Source organism: Streptomyces sp. TRD_SC_5 (genome assembly GCF_056836825.1).
Window position 1 is genome coordinate 5,221,427 of the sequence record NZ_JBWZZS010000001.1, and the last position, 17,902, is coordinate 5,239,328.

Here is a 17,902-nt window from a genome sequence, read left to right on the forward strand (position 1 = left end):
GGCGACCCTTTCGTCGGTCCTTGTAGTACGACAGCCGTCTCCCACTCCAGCATTCGTGCGGCGTAGGTTCTTCCCCATGGCACTGAACATCTGCGTCTTCCTCTCGGCCGCCGATCTCGACGAGCGCTACACCCGCCCCGCCCGCGAATTCGGCGAACTGATCGGCAAGGGCGGCCACACCCTCGTGTGGGGCGGCTCGGAGGCCGGTCTGATGAAGGTCGTCGCGGACGGCGTGCAGGAGGCCGGCGGGCGGCTCGTCGGCGTATCGGTGGAGTTCCTGCACACCGTGGCGCGGGAGAACGCCGACGAGATGGTGATCGCCAAGGACCTCGCCGAGCGCAAGGCGCTGCTGCTCGCCAAGTCCGACGCGGTCGTCGTCATGGTCGGCGGCACCGGGACGCTGGACGAGGCCACCGAAATGCTGGAGCTGAAGAAGCACGGGCTGCACACCAAGCCGGTGGTGCTGCTCAACACGGCTGGTTTTTACGACGGCCTCAAGCTGCAGTTCCAGCGGATGGAGGCGGAGGGCTTCCTGCCCGTACCCCTCGCCGACCTGGTCTTCTTCGCGGAGGACGGCGTCGCGGCACTCGCCTACCTTGAGGAGTCTCTGGGAGTGCAGTAGTGCGAGCATGGGCCCTATGGCTACACATGTGATCACCGGAGCAGGCTCGGGCATCGGCGCGGCCGTCGCCCGCCGCCTGCACGAGCGCGGCGACGACGTCGTCCTGATGGCCCGCGACGCGGGCCGCGCCAAGCAGCTCGCGGAAGGCCTCCCAGGCGCCCGTACGCTCGTCGGCGACCTCGCGAACCCGGACCGGCTCTCGTGGGCGTTCTCGCACCAGCCGATGCCGGAGCGGGTGGACTCGCTGCTGCACATCGCGGGTGTCGTCGACCTCGGCCGGATCGGCGACCTCGGCACCAAGGCGTGGCACAACCAGCTCAACGTGAACCTGGTTTCCCCGGCCGAGCTGACCCGCCTCTTCCTGCCCCAACTCCGCCAGGACAAGGGCCATGTCGTCTTCGTCAACTCGGGCGCCGGCCTTGTCGCGCATGCCGAATGGGGCCCGTACGCCGCGAGCAAGCACGGCCTGAAGGCCCTCGCCGACTCGCTGCGCCAGGAGGAGCACGGCAATGGTGTGCGCGTCACCTCCGTCTATCCGGGGCGTACCGCGAGCGCCATGCAGGAGAAGGTGCATTCCCAGGAGGGCAAGGAGTACGACCCGTCGCGCTGGATCGACCCCGAGTCGGTCGCGACGACGATCCTCATGGCCCTCGACCTCCCGCGCGACGCCGAGGTCAACGACCTGTCCGTACGGCCGGGCCGATGAGCGAGACGTTCGTGTGGGGTCCGGCAACAGGTGTCGGGTCGATGCCGGGCGGCGATGCGCGGGAGACCGCGAAGACCGTCAGCGGCAGCTTCGAGGACTTCCCGTACCTGGCGGAGCTTCCCGCGCGCGGCCCCGGCGCCGACATGATCGGGCGGACCGCCGGGATGCTCGTCGAGATGTACGTCCATCTCGAACCCAGCGGCTGGCGCTTCAGCGACCGGCCGGGGCGCGACACCCGGCGGGCGCGGTCCTGGCTGGGGGAGGACCTCGACGCGCTGGAGGAGTTCACGCAGGGGTACACGGGTCCGCTGAAGGTGCAGGCCGTCGGTCCGTGGACGCTGGCGGCCTCGCTGGAGCTGCGCGGCGGCGAGTCGGCGATCGGCGACCCGGGCGCGGCCCGGGACCTCGCGGGGTCGCTGGCCGAGGGGCTGCGCGAGCATCTCGCGGAGGTGCGGCGGCGCGTGCCGGGCGCGCAGGTGGTGCTGCAGCTCGACGAGCCGTCGCTGACGGCCGTACTGCGCGGGCACGTCAGGACCGCCAGCGGGTACCGGACGTACCGGGCGGTGGACCGTCAGGTCGTCGAGGGGACGCTGCGGGACGTGATGGGCGTCATGGGGGACGGCGGCGGCCCGGTCGTGGTCCACTCCTGCGCGCCGGACGTGCCGTTCGCGCTGCTGCGCCGGGCCGGCGCGGCGGGTGTCTCGTTCGACTTCTCGTTGCTCACGGAGCGTGACGAGGAGTCGATCGGTGAGGCGGTGGAGGGCGGTACGCAGCTGTTCGCCGGAATCGTCCCGGGCACCGACGCCGCATTGTCGGACCCGGCCGGTAGCGTCATGGGTGTCAGGACGCTGTGGCGCAGGCTGGGGCTGAATCCGGGGACTCTGGCGGAGTCCCTGGTGATCACCCCGTCGTGCGGGCTCGCGGGGGCTTCCCCCGCGTACGCGCGCGCCGCGCTCGCGCACTGCGCCAGGGCCGCGAGATCGCTCGCGGACAACCCTGAGTAACGGGAATCGGAAACGGGAGGACAAGACGGTGGCTGGCGAACAGCAGGCGGCGGTACCCGCGGAGGCACGGGAGCAGCACGCACAGCTCGCTGAGCAGATCGAGGAACACCGCTTCCGGTACTACGTGAAGGACCAGCCGGTCATCAGCGACGCCGAGTTCGACAAGCTGCTGCGGACGCTGGAGGCGCTGGAGGACGAGTACGCCGAGCTGCGTACGCCGGACTCGCCGACCCAGAAGGTCGCGGGGGCGTACGAAACGGAGTTCACGGCGGTCCAGCACCGCGAGCGGATGCTGTCTCTCGACAACGCCTTCGACGACGAGGAGCTCGCGGCCTGGGGTGAGCGCGTCGCGGGCGAGCTGGGCGCCGTGCCGTACCACCTGCTGTGCGAGCTGAAGGTGGACGGCCTCGCGGTCAATCTGACGTACGAGAAGGGGCGGCTGACCCGGGCCGCGACCCGCGGCGACGGGCGCACGGGCGAGGACATCACGCCCAACGTCCGTACGATCGCGGGCATCCCGGAGCGGCTGAAGGGCGACCGGATCCCGGACCTGGTCGAGATCCGCGGCGAGGTCTACTTCCCGATGGAGAAGTTCCAGGAGCTGAACGCGCGGCTGGTGGCGGCGGAGGACAAACCCTTCGCCAACCCGCGCAACGCGGCGGCCGGTTCGCTGCGGCAGAAGGACCCCAAGGTCACCGCGAGCCGCCCGCTGCACATGGTGGTGCACGGCATCGGCGCCCGCGAGGGCTTCGACATCGACCGCCTGTCGCAGGCGTACGAGCTGCTGCGCGAGTGGGGCCTGCCGGTCGCGCAGCACAACAGGGTGGTGAAAGACCTCGCTGGCGTACGGGAGTTCATCGCGTACTTCGGCGAGAACCGGCACTCCGTGGAGCACGAGATCGACGGCGTCGTCGTCAAGCTCGACGAGATCCGGCTCCAGGGGCGGCTCGGCTCCACCTCGCGGGCGCCGCGCTGGGCCATCGCCTGGAAGTACGCGCCGGAGGAGGTCAACACCAAGCTGGTCAACATCCGGGTGGGGGTCGGCCGCACGGGGCGTGTGACGCCTTATGCCCAGGTGGAGCCGGTGACGGTCGCCGGTTCCGAGGTCGAGTTCGCCACCCTGCACAACCAGGAGGTGGTGAAGGCCAAGGGCGTACGCATCGGGGACACGGTGGTGCTGCGCAAGGCGGGCGATGTCATCCCCGAGATCCTGGGGCCGGTGGTGGACCTGCGGGACGGCAGCGAGCGGGAGTTCGTGATGCCGTCCGAGTGCCCCGAGTGCGGCACGGCGCTGCGGCCGATGAAGGAGGCCGACATCGACCTCCGCTGCCCCAACGCCCGGTCGTGCCCTGCGCAGTTGCGGGAGCGGCTGTTCTATCTGGGCGGGCGCAAGTGCCTGGACATCGAGAACTTCGGGTATGTCGCGGCGGCCGCGCTCACCAGGCCGCTGGAGCCGGCCGAGCCGCCGCTGCGCGACGAGGGCGACCTCTTCGACCTCAAGGTCGAGCAGTTGCTGCCCATCAAGTCGTACGTACTGGACCAGGACTCGGGTCTTCCCAAGCGTGACCCGAAGACGGGCGAGGAGAAGGTCGTCACCTTCTTCGCCAACCAGGAGGGCGAGGCGAAGAAGAACACCCTCGCCATGCTGGAGAACATCGCGGCGGCGAAGGAGCGGCCGCTGGCCCGCGTCATCACCGGGCTCTCCATCCGGCACGTGGGGCCGGTCGCGGCGGAGGCACTGGCCCGCGAGTTCCGTTCGCTGGAGCGGATCGAGCAGGCGACGGAGGAGGAACTGGCCGCCGTGGAGGGCGTCGGGCCGACCATCGCCGCCTCGCTCAAACAGTGGTTCGAGGAGGACTGGCACCGGGAGATCCTGCGCAAGTGGCGGGCGGCCGGGGTCCGGACGGAGGAGGAGGGCGCCGGCGAGGAGCAGGGGCCGCGTCCGCTGGAGGGCCTCACGGTGGTGGTGACCGGGACCCTGCAGAACTACACGCGTGATGGCGCGAAAGAGGCGCTCCAGGACCTTGGAGCGAAAGTGACCGGATCTGTTTCGAAGAAGACCGGATTTGTCGTTGTCGGCGACAGTCCCGGTTCGAAGTACGACAAGGCCATGCAGTTGAAGGTGCCTGTTCTGAACGAAGAGGGATTTGCCGTCCTTTTGGCGGACGGCCCGGACGCCGCTCGTGAAGCGGCTGTGCCGACCGAGGAGTAGGCGACCCGCGGGGCGGGGAAAAAGGGCGGTGAGAGGGGGGAAGAACGGCAGCCGGGATCACCCGTTCGGCGCATAGCAGACGGACACGGGTGGCTGGGTCGCATTCGGGCAACAGCGGTGGACAGCTGCCCCGGAGAGCCTTCTGCGGCCTACTGTTGAGATGTGCGCCTGTCGTGCACGGCTGCGATGAGGTGTCCCCTGCTCATAAAGAGCCCGGGGAAGGGATTTCAGTCGTGGACGGCATGACATCGGAGCCATCGCTCGGCACGGGCACCGCCGGCTGTGAGAGGGACGGAATGAAACCCACCGGAGTTGCCGACCCGGCCTCACGGCTGCGGCGGTGGGCAGGCGCCCCCAGGGCGCTGCCGGCCGCCGTCGTGACAGTGGCCGCCCTCGTCCTGGCCACCGGGATCTTCCGTGCTCTGACCGGGGACCGCGCGCTGTTCCCCGACGGCACGGTCGGCTGGTCCCTCGCGGTGCTCACCGGAGTCATCGTCGGCCATCTCGTCGCCCTCGGCCGCGACCGGTGGTGGGGCGGCACGGGATCGGGCGCCGCGCTCACCCTGGCCGTCCTGCTGCTGTTCGGCTGGGTCCCGGCCGGTCTGGTCAGCCTGGCCGTCGTGGTGCTCGTCGGCCTGGCCCGCAGGCACCGCTGGAAGCAAGGGCTGCTGCACGGCGCGGTGGACATCCTGGGCATCGGCGCGGCGGCGCTCGTGCTGGCCGTGTTCGGCGACGTACCGACCGTCGAGAAGCCCTGGAATCCGCTGGAGTGGGGGATCGAGACGGTCCCCGAGGTCGTGCTGGCCGCCACCGCCTACCTCGCGCTCACCCGGCTGCTGCTCTGGTACGCGCTGGCGCCGCGCGGCGGAAGGCTGCCGTCCGTCGCCCGGACGGCCCTGCACCGGCAGGGGCTCGTCGCGGTTGCCCTGCTCGGCATCGCGCCGCTGATCTGCGTGATCGCGGTGGCGCTGCCCGTCCTGCTCCCGCTGTTCGCCGTACCGCTCATCGCGCTGGACTCCACGCTGTGGATCGCCAGGGCGAGGGCCGAGGAGCAGCTCAGGGACCCGCTGACCGGGCTGCCGAACCGGCAGTGGCTGCTGGAGCGGGCCTGGCCCGCGCTGGAGGAAGCCGAGAACATCGGGACCAGGTCCGCACTCGTACTGATAGACCTCGACCGCTTCCGGGCGGTCAACGACACCCTCGGCCACCTGGCGGGCGACCGGCTGCTGCTCCAGATAGCCGACAGGCTTCGCCTGGCGCTGCCGCGCGGGGCGGAGGCCGCGCGGCTCGGCGGCGACGAGTTCGCGGTCCTGCTTCCGACCGCGGACTCGACGACCAGCGCGCAGCGCGTGGCCAGGCATCTGGTGGCCGAGCTCTCCTCGCCGCTCGACCTGGACGGCCTGACGCTCGTCCTGGAGGCCAGTGCGGGCGTCGCCGTCTTCCCCGACCACGCGCTGGACGCGGAAGGGCTGCTGCGGCGGGCGGACGTGGCGATGTATCAGGCCAAGCGGGACCGTACGGGCGTAGAGGTCTACGAGTCCAAGCGGGACAGCAACACACCGGACCGGCTCGGTCTGCTGGGCGACCTGCGGCGCGCGCTGGACGCGAGCGAGGTCGAGCTGCACTACCAGCCGAAGGTCCAGTTCGACGGGCAGGTCGCCGGCCTCGAAGCGCTGGTCCGGTGGGTGCACCCGGAGCGCGGGCGGGTCCCCCCGGACGAGTTCATCGCCATCGCGGAGTCGTCAGGACTCATGCCGCACCTGACGGAGTACGTCCTGGAGACCGCGCTCGCGCAGGTCGCGCGCTGGCGGGCGCAGGGCCTGAACACCCCGGTCGCGGTGAACGTCTCGCCGCGCGACGTGCACACGCCCGGCTTCGCGGGCGCGGTGGCGGCGCGGCTGGCCCGGCACGGTGTCCCCGCCGGCTCCCTCCAACTGGAGATAACGGAGCACGTGCTGCTGGAGGACCCGCAGCGGGCCGCGGACACGCTGGCCGGGCTGACCGGGCACGGCGTGAAGATGTCCCTGGACGATTTCGGTACGGGCTACTCCTCCCTCGTCCACCTTCGCCGGCTCCCGGTGAGCGAGCTGAAGATCGACCGGTCGTTCGTGGCCCGTCTTGCCGTCGACAACGAGGACGCCGAGATCGTCCGCTGCACGGTCGACCTCGCCCACTCGCTCGGCCTGCTGGTGGTGGCGGAGGGCGTCGAGGACGACGAGACGTGGGAGCGGCTGCGGGACCTGGGCTGCGACGCGGTGCAGGGCTGGCTGGTGGCCGCCGCGATGCCGCCGGACGAGGCGACGGCGTGGCTCCTCGCCCGCGGCGAGCGAGGCTGGCACCGCCAGGTCGACCTGGACCGGTTTGCCGCGGCGGCAGCCCTGGAGGAGGCGCAGCGCCCGTCCCCGGCCCCGTCCGGTCAGGTGATGAACTAGCCGCGACCGGCACGGCCTAGAGAAGCTCGATGGCGCCGATCAGCGGGAGGGGCGCAAGGGCCAGGGCGCCCGCCGCCCATGCGAGGCCCACGCGGATCTCGCGCTTGGCGCGGATGCCCAGGTACGCCGCGACGGGCGGCAGCACGCACAGGGCGAGGAAGCTCATGTGCCAGCCCTCTTCCTTGGTCAGGAACCAAGCGAGCAGCAGGCAGCCGGGTGTCCACCCGACGGCCAGGTCGCGCACGCGGGTGAGGAACAGTTCAAGAGCGTCGGGGCTGTCGCCGAACATGAAAGACATGCGTGATTCCTCCGTCTCTAGACCGCACGGTGGTCGTAGGCGCTCGAACTGACCTCGGGGAATCCGTCCGCCGCGGAGAAGCCGTGCATTGCCGTGGTCATGGCCAGAGCGATGGCACTCAAAGCGGTCGCCATCGCGTCGAAGGCCTTGGACGCCTCGACCCACAGCGCCATGATCCGCACTGCCTGTGCCGCCGCCAGGGCGAACATGGCGACCGACGCGACCTGCCCGCCGACCGGAATCGCGTTGACGGCCGCAGCGGCGGCCAGATTCACCATCCAGATGACCAGGAGGTCACAGAACGCGACGAGGAAGGACTTCAGGAATTCTGCGAACTGGAACGCCATCTGTGCGGCCTGCTTGTAGCAGCTCTCCAGGGAGTCGAAGGTCGCCTTGATCTCAGCGAGTTTCCCGGCGAACTCGTCGAAGTAGATCCTTGCCGCGTCCGAGGCGTTGCCGGCCCAGCTCAGGCTGACGTTCCCGTTGCCCTTCTTCAGGTTGGCGGCCACCGCGTCGCTGTACGCGCCGAGACAGCCCCACACGTCGGCGCAGTCGTTGTACTTGTTCCAGTCTCCGACCACCCAGTTCGTCACTTCACCGAACGGGTCGAACCCGAAGAGCAGCTTGGACGCCTCCACCGCCATGGCCGACGGGCTGCCGAGGTCGAGGACGGAGCCGAGGGTCTTCTGGACCGGGCTCATGTTGTACTCGTCGGCGTGCCCCTGGCCGTAGTTGACCAGCGAGTTGGTGCTGTCGGCGGGCTTCTTCAGCAGGTCCGCGGCGTCGCTCGCGTCGGAGAAGTCCTGTGCGTCGCCATTGGCCGGCCGGCCGCCGCCCGCACCCTTGGACACCGGATAGGTGGCGTCCATCTTCGCTGCTGCACCACTGTCCGTCTCGCGGTAGTACGTGGCGGACCTGCTCAGTTCCCGCTGAGAGGCTTCGAGGACCTTCTGCACCTTCTGCATAGCGCTCTTGGCGTCGCTCACGTACTTTTCGTGATCGCCCGTGACCACGTCCCAGAGCGCTCCGCCCAGCATGTTGTCGATCTGCGCGTTGGCCGTGTACGAGGCAGCTCGCGTACTGCCGTCGGCGGCACGCCCCACCAGCTTCGCAAAGCCGTCAATCGCGCCCGGCTCCACCCGAAAGCTCACTGTTTGCCCCTGCCCCTGAAAGATGAGTGGTTGTCCGGTCTTCCGAGGCCTTGTCCCACGCCTCGCAGCTGCTCAGTACAGCGACCAGCCCCGGCCCTCGTGGCGGGACTTCTTGCCGCCGTCGGCCGGCGCCGCACGCCGCTCTTCGTCGATCCGCTTCTGCTCCTCGGCCATGCTGCGCTCACCCTCGGCGGCGAGCTTCTCGCGCTCGGCCTCGGAGAGCGCCGCCCATTTCTCGGCCATGGGAGCCGCCTGCGCGACGAGCTGGTCGGAGTAGGCCGACACGTTCACTGCGTCCCGAAGGCTCGTACGGCCCGAAAGGACCTCCTGGGCCATTTCCTTGAGGGCGTCCCCGCCCCGCCCCGAGGCGAGCTCCTCCAGGGACTTGCGCAGCACTCTCGCCTGCGCGGGGTCCTGCTGGCTCATCTCAAGCATTTCGGATTCATCGACTCGCCTCGTCGACTCCTGGCCCTCGGCCACGTGCCCTCCCGAGCGCAGATCACCACATCATTGCGGGTACGAAGCTACCTACTCTCCGGTCACTCCCCCAATGCGCTGCCGTCACAGAGGTGTCACAGGGCCACCGTTTCGTGGCCAGGGGCCCGCGCCCCATAGGATTGGGCCAAAATCCACACACTCACCCCTGAGGATCGCTGCATGCCTGGCATCACGCGCGAGGAGGTCGCCCACCTCGCACGGCTGGCGCGTCTGGAGCTGAAGGGCGAAGAGCTCGATCACTTCGCCGGTCAGCTCGACGACATCATCGGCGCGGTCGCCCGCGTCTCCGAGGTCGCCGACCAAGACGTACCGCCGACCTCCCACCCGCTGCCGCTGACCAACGTCATGCGCGCGGACGAGGTCCGTCCGTCGCTCAGCCCGGAGCAGGCCCTCTCCGGCGCCCCCGCCCAGGAGCAGCAGCGTTTCAAGGTGCCGCAGATCCTGGGGGAGGACTAGTCATGACCGAGCGCATCATCAAGCTCACCGCCGCCGAGACCGCCGCGAAGATCGCTTCGGGCGAGCTCACGGCCGTCGAGGTGACCGAGGCCCACCTGGCCCGTATCGACGCCGTCGACGAGAAGGTGCACGCCTTCCTGCACGTCGACCGCGAGGGGGCCCTGGCCCAGGCTCGCGCCGTCGACGCGAAGAAGGCGAACGGCGAGAAGCTCGGCCCGCTGGCCGGCGTCCCGCTCGCGCTCAAGGACATCTTCACCACCGAGGGCATCCCGACCACCGTCGGATCGAAGATCCTCGAAGGCTGGATCCCGCCGTACGACGCCACGGTCACCCGGAAGCTCAAGGCGGCCGACATCGTCATCCTCGGCAAGACCAACATGGACGAGTTCGCCATGGGGTCCTCGACGGAGAACAGCGCGTACGGCCCGACCGGCAACCCGTGGGACCTGACCAAGATCCCCGGCGGCTCCGGAGGCGGATCGAGCGCCGCGCTCGCCTCGTACGAAGCCCCGCTCGCCATCGGCACGGACACCGGCGGCTCCATCCGCCAGCCCGCCGCCGTCACCGGCACCGTCGGCGTCAAGCCGACGTACGGCGGAGTCTCCCGCTACGGCATGGTCGCGTTCTCGTCCTCCCTCGACCAGGGCGGCCCCTGCGCCCGTACGGTCCTGGACGCCGCGCTCCTCCACGAGGCCATCGCCGGGCACGACCCGCTCGACTCGACCTCCATCGACGCCCCGGTCCCGCCGGTCGTCGAGGCCGCCCGCAACGGCTCCGTCGCCGGCATGCGCGTCGGCGTCGTCAAGCAGTTCCGCGGCGAGGGCTACCAGGCCGGCGTCCTCCAGCGCTTCGACGAGTCCGTCGAGCTGATGCGCGGGCTCGGCGCCGAGATCGTCGAGCTGGACTGCCCGTCCTTCGACCTCGCCCTCTCCGCGTACTACCTCATCGCCCCCTCCGAGTGCTCCTCCAACCTGGCCCGCTTCGACGCCATGCGCTACGGCCTGCGGGTCGGCGACGACGGCACGAAGTCCGCCGAGGAGGTCACCGCCCTCACCCGCGAGGCCGGCTTCGGCGACGAGGTCAAGCGCCGGATCATTCTCGGTACGTACGCGCTCAGCTCCGGCTACTACGACGCGTACTACGGCTCGGCCCAGAAGGTCCGTACCCTCATCACGCAGGACTTCGAGAAGGCCTTCGAGAAGGTCGACGTGATCGTCTCGCCGACCACGCCCACCACCGCCTTCCCGATCGGCGAGCGCGCCGACGACCCGATGGCGATGTACCTCGCGGACCTGTGCACTATCCCGACCAACCTGGCCGGCAACGCCGCCATGTCGCTGCCCTGCGGCCTGGCGCCCGAGGACGGCATGCCGGTCGGTCTCCAGATCATCGCCCCCGCCATGAAGGACGACCGGCTCTACAAGGTCGGGGCTGCCGTAGAGGCGGCCTTCGTGGAAAAGTGGGGCCACCCGCTGCTCGAGGAGGCACCGTCGCTGTGAGCCCAATGCCCATCAAGGCCAAGGGATTCAAGAATTCCAAGGCCGGTACGTACCTGTCGATCGGCTCCACCGCCTTCGGCGCGATCAGCGTCGTCAAGCAGGCCCGTATGGCCCGCAAGGACAATGACACGCTCCGTCTCGTCGACGCCGCTGTCTCCGCCGCCGCCATCGTCACCGGCCTCGCTCTGCTCTACCGCGAGCTGAAGAAGCTCGGCGACGACGACGTTCTGCTGGGCTGAGAGGGAAAGTTTCACCGTGACCGTCACTGAACTTGTGTCGTACGAGGACGCCCTCGCGACCTACGACCCCGTCATGGGCCTCGAGGTCCACGTCGAGCTCGGCACAAAGACGAAGATGTTCTGCGGCTGCTCCACGGAGCTCAAGCAGGACGCCAACAGCCAGACCTGCCCCACCTGCCTGGGGCTCCCCGGCTCGCTCCCGGTCGTCAACGCGATCGGCGTCGAGTCGGCCATCAAGATCGGCCTCGCGCTCAACTGCGAGATCGCCGAGTGGTGCCGTTTCGCCCGGAAGAACTACTTCTATCCGGACATGCCGAAGAACTTCCAGACCTCCCAGTACGACGAGCCGATCGCCTTCAACGGTTATCTGGACGTCCAGCTGGAGGACGGCGAGATCTTCCGCGTGCAGATCGAGCGCGCCCACATGGAGGAGGACACCGGAAAGTCGCTGCACGTCGGCGGCGCCACCGGCCGTATCCACGGCGCGTCCCACTCCCTCCTGGACTACAACCGGGCCGGCATCCCGCTCATCGAGATCGTCACCAAGCCGATCGAGGGCGCGGGCACGCGTGCCCCCGAGGTCGCGAAGGCGTACGTCGCCGAGCTCCGCGAGCTCATCAAGGCGCTCGGCGTCTCCGAGGCCCGCATGGAGCAGGGCCAGATGCGCTGCGACGTGAACCTCTCGCTGCGGCCGCACGGCCGTGAGGAGTTCGGCACGCGCTCCGAGACGAAGAACGTCAACTCCCTTCGCTCGGTGGAGCGCGCGGCCCGCTTCGAGATCCAGCGGCACGCCGCGGTGCTCGACTCCGGCGGCACGATCGTGCAGGAGACCCGGCACTTCCACGAGGAGGACGGCTCCACCACGGCCGGCCGCATCAAGGACAACGCCGAGGACTACCGGTACTTCCCGGAGCCGGACCTGGTCCCCGTGGCCCCTGCCCGCGAGTGGGTCGAGGAGCTCCGCAAGGGCCTTCCCGAGCTGCCGCGCGTACGCCGCAACCGCCTCCGCGAGGAGTGGGGTGTCAGCGAGCACGACATGCAGTCGATCCTGAACGCCGGCGCCATCGACCCGATCGTCGCCACGATCGAGGCGGGCGCGGACGCCGCTTCGGCGCGCAAGTGGTGGATGGGCGAGCTGGCCCGTAACGCCAACGAGTCCGGCCGCGACCTCGCGTCGCTGCCGGTCACGCCGGAGCAGGTCGCCCGTGTCACGGCGCTGGTCAAGGAGGGCTCGCTCAACGACAAGCTGGCCCGCCAGGTCTTCGAGGGTGTCCTCGCGGGCGAGGGCGGCCCGGACGAGGTCGTCGAGAAGCGCGGCCTGAAGGTCGTCTCCGACGAGGGCGCGCTCGGCACCGCCGTGGACGAGGCCATCGCCGCCAACGCCGGCATCGCGGACAAGATCCGCAGCGGCAAGGTCGCGGCCGCCGGTGCGCTGGTCGGCGCGGTCATGAAGGCCACCCGCGGCCAGGCGGACGCGGCACGCGTGCGCGAGCTGATCCTGGAGAAGCTGGGCGTCAGCGAGGGCTGAGTCCGCCGTTCCTCTCAGGTCTGTACGGAAGGCGGCCCGCATCGGAGGTGGTTCCTCCGATGCGGGCCGCCTTCGTCATGCGGTCGGCTGTGCACATGACGACTGATCATGAGCGCCGGTTCTGGCTCCTGCGGGGCGGCGGAGCCGGAGCGGCGCGGCAGGGCAGGGTGGTGGAGCGGGTCGTCATCGAGCGGTACCGCAGTCCGAAGGCTGTCGAAGCGGTGCTGGAGCGATGCGACGGGCGGTGCGAACCCCGGCCGCCAAAGCGCCTTTGGTGTCGAGCAGTTCGTCCAGCTCCTTCGCCAGTTTCAGCTTCAGCGGTCTGCGCCCCTGCTCGATCGAGCCGAGGGTTTCGAGGTGGATGCAGACGCGTGTGGCGAGCTGTGGCTGCGTGAGCCCCGCCAGCCTGCGGAAGTTGCTGAGCTGAGCGCCGACGACCTCCCAGGAGGGGGTCTTCTTCGTAGATTGCTTCCCCGGGTGCATGGGGCGTTCATGCCCAACTCGCGCCGTGCCCGAGCAAGCCGGGTGCCGTACAAGGAATTTGTACGGCACCCGTTCCTGGGGCGGGCCGACCGTGGCCGGAAATGGCTTGGACTGAACGCGCCGCCTCTTGGACGTTCACCACTGAGTCGTCACCAAGTCTTCTCGTCGACATCCGGCCTCACTACCGTCCCAGACGTACCCCTCAATGGATCACAGGCGGACCATTGGCTGTCGACTGGAGGTCGAGCTTGTCACCGGACATTTCGCGCAGAAGGATGCTCGCGCTGGGCGGGGGCGCCATCGGCGCCGCCGCGGCCGGATCGCTGCTTCCGCCGTCGCTGCAGGCCGCGATAGCCGCCGAACCGGCCTCGGGCGGGCTGGGGGCGATCAAGCACGTCGTCGTCCTCATGCAGGAGAACCGGTCCTTCGACCACTACTTCGGAACCCTGCGCGGTGTACGGGGATTCGCTGACCGCAATGCGGTGGAGCTGCCGTCGGGAAAGCCGGTCTTCGAGCAGCCCGCGCCGTCGCGCACGGTCCTGCCCTTCCCCGTCCGGGACGCCGCCGAGGCGCAGAAGAAGGACCTCCAGTACATCGGCGACCTCGACCACTCGTGGGGCGGCGGCGCCAAGGCCTGGAACGGAGGGTGGATGGACGGGTGGGTTTCCGCCAAGACCGCCGCCACCATGGCGTACTACGACCGGCGCGACCTGCCGCTGCACTACGAGCTCGCGGACACCTTCACCATCTGCGACGCCTACCACTCCTCGATCCATACGTCGACGAGCCCCAACCGGAACCATCTGTGGAGCGGGTGGACCGGTTTCGAGGCCGACGGGAGCCGAGCCGTCACCAATGCGGCGTACGCCGAGGGCTCCCACCCGGGTTACCCGTGGCCGACGTACGCCGAGCGGCTGGAGAAGGCGGGCCGGTCCTGGAAGACGTACCAGGAGTGGGAGAACTTCACCGACAACAACATCGAGTTCTTCACCGCCTTCAAGAAGATCGCCCGCAAGGCGCTCGCGAAGGCCCCCGGCGGCTTCACCTACATGGAGGCCTTCTACGCCAAGGTGCGGGACACGGACGACGCCGCCGAGCGCGAGCGGCTGCTCGCCGCGCTGGAGGAGGGCGTGGCCACGCTGACGAAGGCCGAGCGCTCGCTCTTCGAGCGCGGCCTGCGGCGAGGGGAGACCGGCAGCCTCGCTGAGCAGTTCCGGGCCGATGTGGCAGCGGACAAGCTGCCCGAGGTGTCGTACCTGGTGCCTTCGGCGGTCGACTCGGAGCACCCCGGTTCCTCCTCGCCGATCGCCAGCGCCTCGCTGGTCTACCAGGTCCTCGACGCGCTCGGCTCGCACCCGGACGTCTGGCGGCACACCGTCGTGCTGATCAATTACGACGAGAACGACGGGTTCTTCGACCACGTTCCGCCGCCCGTGCCGCCCGCCGACAACACCGACGAGCGGTACCAGGGGCGCCCGACCGGCCTCGGGATCAGGGTCCCGATGCTGGTGGTCTCGCCGTGGACGGTCGGCGGGTACGTCTGCTCCGAGGTCTTCGACCACACCTCCGTGATCCGCTTCCTGGAGCGGTGGACGGGCGTCGAGGAGCCCAACATCACGCCGTGGCGGCGCACGGTCACGGGCGATCTGACCTCCGCGTTCGACTTCAAGCGCGGGCGCCGGCAGCCGCCGGTGGAGCAGCCGGGGGCGATACCGCCGTTCACGGGGCGCTGGCGGCCGGTTCCGCCGCTGGAGCAGCACATGCCCGTACAGGAGGAAGGGACGCGTCCCGCGCGCCCGCTGCCGTACCAGCCGGACGCGCACGGGAAGGTGCGGGAGGACGGTGCCTTCAAGGTCCGGCTCAGCAATACGGGGCGCGCGAGCGCGCACTTCGCGCTTTACCCCTATGCCGGTGAGTTCGCCATTCCGCAGCACCGGGATGTAAGGGGCACGGCGCAATGGGCGGTACCCCTTACGCGTGACGCCTACCGCTTCACGATCACCGGACCGAACGGGTTCCGCCGCGAGTTCGCCGGTACGAAGGCGGGCGTCGCCGAGGTCACCTCGTACCTCGACGCCCGCGACCTAGACCTGCACCTCACGCTCGTCAACCGGGGCAAGGAGCCGCTGACCTTCACCTTGCGGACGCTCGCGTACGCCGGCGAGGCCGATCTCGACGAGGGGCGGCCCCGCGAGGTGACGGTGAAGCCGGGCCGCAGCCGCACCGTGGTGCACTCCGCGGCGGACGCACACGGGTGGTACGACTTGGCGATCACCGTTACGGGTGATGACGCTTTCCGCAGGCGTCTCATGGGGCACATTGAGAACGGGCGCGCGAGCGTCTCAGGCTGACACGCCGGGTGGTACGCGGGAGCCCGGGAGCTGCCCCTGGCTCCCGCGACTCCTGTGACGAAGGGCACGAATGGGACAATCGATCACGTTTAGCTGTCAAAGTTGCTGAGCGTAGGTCATGAGTTCTTTGCGGGTTTGTCTCCCGGTAAAGATCCAGAACCACCCAGGGAGCAAGTCCGTTGGCAGCAATCGCCCGGTGGTGCGTCAAGCACCGTTTCGCCTCAGTCCTGCTGTGGCTGCTCGCGCTCGGCGCGGTCGCCGGAGCCGCCGGAGTCGCCGGTTCGGCGTACTCCAACGACTACGAGGTCCCCGGCACCGAGTCGGGCCGGGCGACCGCCCTCCTCGACGCCGGATTCGACGGCAGGGGAGGCGACAGCGACACCGTCGTCTGGCACACCGCCGGCCGCACCACCGTCAAGGCCGCCGGGGTCGAGCAGTCGATGACACGGACGCTCGACGCCATTGAGGACCTCCCGGGCGTGGTGAGCGTCGTCAGCCCGTACGAGCGCGAGGGCGACGCCGCACAGATCAGCGACGCCGCGCAGATCAGCAAGGACGGGCACACCGCCTACGCCGTCGTCACCTTTGACGCGCAGAGCGACGAGGTCCTCCAGCAGCAGGCAAAGGCCCTGGTCAAGACCGCCAAGGCCGCGGAGACCGGAGGTCTCCAGGTGGAGCTCGGCGGCAGCGCCGTGGCCCTCACCGAGGCCCCCACCTCGCACCTCAGCGAGCTGGTCGGAGTCGTGGTCGCGGCCGTCGTCCTCTTCGTCGCCTTCGGCTCCCTCGCGGCCAGCCTGCTGCCCATCGCGACCGCACTGGTCAGCGTCGGCACGGCGTACGCCGGAACCGTGCTGCTCGGCCACGTCATGACGGTCGCCGACTTCGCGCCGATGCTCGGCATGCTGGTCGGTCTCGGCGTCGGCATCGACTACGCGCTTTTCATCGTCACCCGGCACCGCAAGGGGCTGCGCCGAGGCCTGTCCGTCACCGACTCGGCGACGAACGCGGTCGCCACCACCGGCCGCGCGGTCGTCTTCGCGGGCGCCACCGTCTGCATCGCCCTGCTCGGCATGCTGATACTGCGCCTGTCCTTCCTCAACGGCGTCGCGATCGCCGCGTCCCTGACCGTCGTCCTCACCGTCGCCGCCTCGGTGACCCTGCTGCCCGCCCTGCTCTCCCACATCGGCATGCGGGCGCTCAGCCGCCGCGAACGCAGGCAGCTCGCCGAGCACGGCCCGCAGCCCGAGCTGCCCACCGGGTTCGCCGCCCGCTGGTCCGCCTTCGTCGAGCGCCACCCCAAGCTGCTCGGCGCCGTCGCCACCGTCGTCATGCTGGTCCTCGCGCTGCCCACGCTCGGGCTGCACCTGGGCACCTCCGACCAGGGCAACAACCCGGCCTCCTCGACGACCCGCGCGGCGTACGACCTGATCGCCGACGGCTTCGGTCCCGGCAGCAACGGCCCGCTGACCCTCGTCGCCGAGGTTCACGGCGCCGACGACCGCGCCGCCATGGCCTCCCTCGCGGGCACCGTGCGCGGCGCCGACGGGGTCGCGTCCGTCAGCCCGGTGGCGTACAACGGCGACGGCCGGACGGCCGCGCTCACCGTCGTACCGGAGTCGTCGCCGCAGTCGCAGGACACCAGCGACCTCGTCGACCGGCTGCGGGAAAGCATCCTGCCGCAGGCCGAGCAGGGGACGTCGCTCGAGGTGTACGTCGGCGGGATCACCGCGAGCTACGACGACTTCGCCGAGGTCATCGTCGACAAGCTGCCGCTCTTCGTCGGCGTCGTGATCGCGCTGGGCTGCGCCCTGCTGCTGCTCGCCTTCCGCAGTGTCGGCATCCCGCTCAAGGCCGCGCTGATGAACGTGCTCGCCGTCGCCTCCTCCTTCGGAGTCGTCGTGGCCGTCTTCCAGTGGGGCTGGGGCAGCGAGCTGCTCGGGCTCGGCAGCGCGGGCCCGATCGAGCCGTTCCTGCCGGTGATCATGGTGTCGGTGCTCTTCGGGCTCTCGATGGACTACCAGGTCTTCCTGGTCAGCCGGATGTACGAGGAGTGGCTGGAGACCGGTGACAACCGGCGTGCGGTGCGGGTCGGCCTCGCCGAGACCAGCCGGGTGATCAACTCCGCGGCCGTGATCATGATTTCGGTCTTCCTGGCCTTCGTCCTGAGCGGCGACCGCGTGATCGCGATGTTCGGCATCGCGCTCGCGGCGGCCGTCGCCCTGGACGCGTTCGTGCTCCGTACGCTCCTGGTGCCCGCCCTGATGCACATGCTGGGCGGCGCGAACTGGTGGCTGCCGCGCGGGCTCGACCGGTGGCTGCCGCGCATCAGCATCGAACCCGCCGAATGCCTCACGACGCATGACAGGATCGAGGCTCAGCGCACGGGCGAATCCGAGGACTCCCAGCAGCTCGTGCCTTGACCG

15 protein-coding genes are annotated in these 17,902 nt (G+C 69.8%); 11 read left to right on the top strand and 4 right to left on the bottom strand.

Annotated features, from left to right (window positions below; translation table 11 throughout):
- Positions 1 to 82: 82 nt before the first annotated feature.
- The 5 genes from AC1P0E_RS24105 to AC1P0E_RS24125 all read left to right on the top strand — a co-directional run bounded on the left by AC1P0E_RS24105 (position 83) and on the right by AC1P0E_RS24125 (position 6,976).
- On the top strand, positions 83 to 622 hold the full coding sequence (locus tag AC1P0E_RS24105; protein ID WP_482745882.1) for an LOG family protein: 540 nt from the start codon (positions 83 to 85) through the stop codon (positions 620 to 622).
- 16 nt (positions 623 to 638) lie between these two features.
- Positions 639 to 1,328 (top strand): SDR family oxidoreductase, encoded by a 690-nt coding sequence (locus AC1P0E_RS24110; protein WP_482744214.1) that lies wholly within the window; start codon positions 639 to 641, stop codon positions 1,326 to 1,328.
- On the top strand, positions 1,325 to 2,332 hold the full coding sequence (locus AC1P0E_RS24115; protein WP_482744215.1) for a methionine synthase: 1,008 nt from the start codon (positions 1,325 to 1,327) through the stop codon (positions 2,330 to 2,332). The genes AC1P0E_RS24110 and AC1P0E_RS24115 overlap by 4 nt, the downstream gene beginning before the upstream one ends.
- A 28-nt stretch (positions 2,333 to 2,360) precedes the next feature.
- Positions 2,361 to 4,544, top strand: coding sequence for an NAD-dependent DNA ligase LigA (gene ligA / locus AC1P0E_RS24120; protein ID WP_482744216.1), 2,184 nt, complete (start codon positions 2,361 to 2,363; stop codon positions 4,542 to 4,544).
- 296 nt (positions 4,545 to 4,840) lie between these two features.
- Positions 4,841 to 6,976, top strand: coding sequence for a putative bifunctional diguanylate cyclase/phosphodiesterase (locus AC1P0E_RS24125; protein WP_482744217.1), 2,136 nt, complete (start codon positions 4,841 to 4,843; stop codon positions 6,974 to 6,976).
- Positions 6,977 to 6,992: 16 nt separating this feature from the next.
- On the opposite strand, the gene AC1P0E_RS24130 is transcribed toward AC1P0E_RS24125, so the two are convergent.
- The 3 genes from AC1P0E_RS24130 to AC1P0E_RS24140 all read right to left on the bottom strand — a co-directional run bounded on the left by AC1P0E_RS24130 (position 6,993) and on the right by AC1P0E_RS24140 (position 8,860).
- Positions 6,993 to 7,274 carry a hypothetical protein gene (locus AC1P0E_RS24130; protein WP_482744218.1) on the bottom strand — a complete coding sequence of 94 codons (282 nt, stop codon included), beginning with the start codon at positions 7,272 to 7,274 and terminating at the stop codon, positions 6,993 to 6,995.
- Between the two features lie 17 nt (positions 7,275 to 7,291).
- Entirely contained in the window at positions 7,292 to 8,425 is a 1,134-nt protein-coding gene (locus AC1P0E_RS24135; RefSeq protein ID WP_482744219.1) for a WXG100 family type VII secretion target, read from the bottom strand.
- A gap of 72 nt (positions 8,426 to 8,497) precedes the next feature.
- Complete coding sequence (locus tag AC1P0E_RS24140) at positions 8,498 to 8,860, bottom strand: hypothetical protein (protein ID WP_482744220.1); 363 nt, start codon at positions 8,858 to 8,860, stop codon at positions 8,498 to 8,500.
- A 222-nt stretch (positions 8,861 to 9,082) separates the two neighbouring features.
- Here AC1P0E_RS24140 and gatC point away from each other — a divergent pair, with 222 nt between their 5' ends.
- From gatC to gatB, 4 genes are read left to right on the top strand one after another with little or no spacing between them, the layout of a single operon-like run.
- The gene (gatC, locus tag AC1P0E_RS24145; RefSeq protein WP_482744221.1) at positions 9,083 to 9,379 is read left to right on the top strand and encodes an Asp-tRNA(Asn)/Glu-tRNA(Gln) amidotransferase subunit GatC; all 297 of its coding nucleotides are present in this window, start codon (positions 9,083 to 9,085) and stop codon (positions 9,377 to 9,379) included.
- Between the two features lie 2 nt (positions 9,380 to 9,381).
- A complete protein-coding gene (gene gatA, locus AC1P0E_RS24150; RefSeq protein WP_482744222.1) occupies positions 9,382 to 10,878 on the top strand; it encodes an Asp-tRNA(Asn)/Glu-tRNA(Gln) amidotransferase subunit GatA in 1,497 nt (498 codons plus the stop codon).
- Positions 10,879 to 10,883: 5 nt separating this feature from the next.
- Positions 10,884 to 11,117: a hypothetical protein gene (locus AC1P0E_RS24155; RefSeq protein WP_069926802.1), complete on the top strand. Its 234-nt coding sequence runs from the start codon at positions 10,884 to 10,886 to the stop codon at positions 11,115 to 11,117.
- Positions 11,118 to 11,133: 16 nt separating this feature from the next.
- On the top strand, positions 11,134 to 12,645 hold the full coding sequence (gene gatB, locus AC1P0E_RS24160; RefSeq protein WP_482744223.1) for an Asp-tRNA(Asn)/Glu-tRNA(Gln) amidotransferase subunit GatB: 1,512 nt from the start codon (positions 11,134 to 11,136) through the stop codon (positions 12,643 to 12,645).
- Positions 12,646 to 12,828: 183 nt separating this feature from the next.
- Here the strand turns inward: gatB and AC1P0E_RS24165 are convergent, their stop codons facing one another.
- A complete protein-coding gene (locus tag AC1P0E_RS24165) occupies positions 12,829 to 13,128 on the bottom strand; it encodes a helix-turn-helix transcriptional regulator (protein ID WP_482744224.1) in 300 nt (99 codons plus the stop codon).
- A gap of 248 nt (positions 13,129 to 13,376) precedes the next feature.
- On the opposite strand from AC1P0E_RS24165, the gene AC1P0E_RS24170 reads away from it, so the two are divergent.
- Together AC1P0E_RS24170 and AC1P0E_RS24175 are read left to right on the top strand one after the other, a co-directional pair.
- The gene (locus AC1P0E_RS24170) at positions 13,377 to 15,479 is read left to right on the top strand and encodes a phosphocholine-specific phospholipase C (protein WP_482744225.1); all 2,103 of its coding nucleotides are present in this window, start codon (positions 13,377 to 13,379) and stop codon (positions 15,477 to 15,479) included.
- 179 nt (positions 15,480 to 15,658) lie between these two features.
- A complete protein-coding gene (locus AC1P0E_RS24175) occupies positions 15,659 to 17,899 on the top strand; it encodes an MMPL family transporter (RefSeq protein WP_482744226.1) in 2,241 nt (746 codons plus the stop codon).
- The last annotated feature ends 3 nt before the right edge of the window (positions 17,900 to 17,902 follow it).

Excerpts from the sequence above, each read along its gene's own strand:
- AC1P0E_RS24115 (WP_482744215.1), top strand. The coding sequence starts at position 1,325 with ATGAGCGAGACGTTCGTGTGGGGTCCGGCAACAGGTGTCGGGTCGATG.
- AC1P0E_RS24130 (WP_482744218.1), bottom strand. The coding sequence starts at position 7,274 with ATGTCTTTCATGTTCGGCGACAGCCCCGACGCTCTTGAACTGTTCCTC.
- gatC (WP_482744221.1), top strand. The coding sequence starts at position 9,083 with ATGCCTGGCATCACGCGCGAGGAGGTCGCCCACCTCGCACGGCTGGCG.
- gatA (WP_482744222.1), top strand. The coding sequence starts at position 9,382 with ATGACCGAGCGCATCATCAAGCTCACCGCCGCCGAGACCGCCGCGAAG.
- AC1P0E_RS24110 (WP_482744214.1), top strand. The coding sequence starts at position 639 with ATGGCTACACATGTGATCACCGGAGCAGGCTCGGGCATCGGCGCGGCC.
- AC1P0E_RS24165 (WP_482744224.1), bottom strand. The coding sequence starts at position 13,128 with ATGCACCCGGGGAAGCAATCTACGAAGAAGACCCCCTCCTGGGAGGTC.
- AC1P0E_RS24125 (WP_482744217.1), top strand. The coding sequence starts at position 4,841 with ATGAAACCCACCGGAGTTGCCGACCCGGCCTCACGGCTGCGGCGGTGG.
- AC1P0E_RS24155 (WP_069926802.1), top strand. The coding sequence starts at position 10,884 with ATGCCCATCAAGGCCAAGGGATTCAAGAATTCCAAGGCCGGTACGTAC.
- AC1P0E_RS24140 (WP_482744220.1), bottom strand. The coding sequence starts at position 8,860 with ATGCTTGAGATGAGCCAGCAGGACCCCGCGCAGGCGAGAGTGCTGCGC.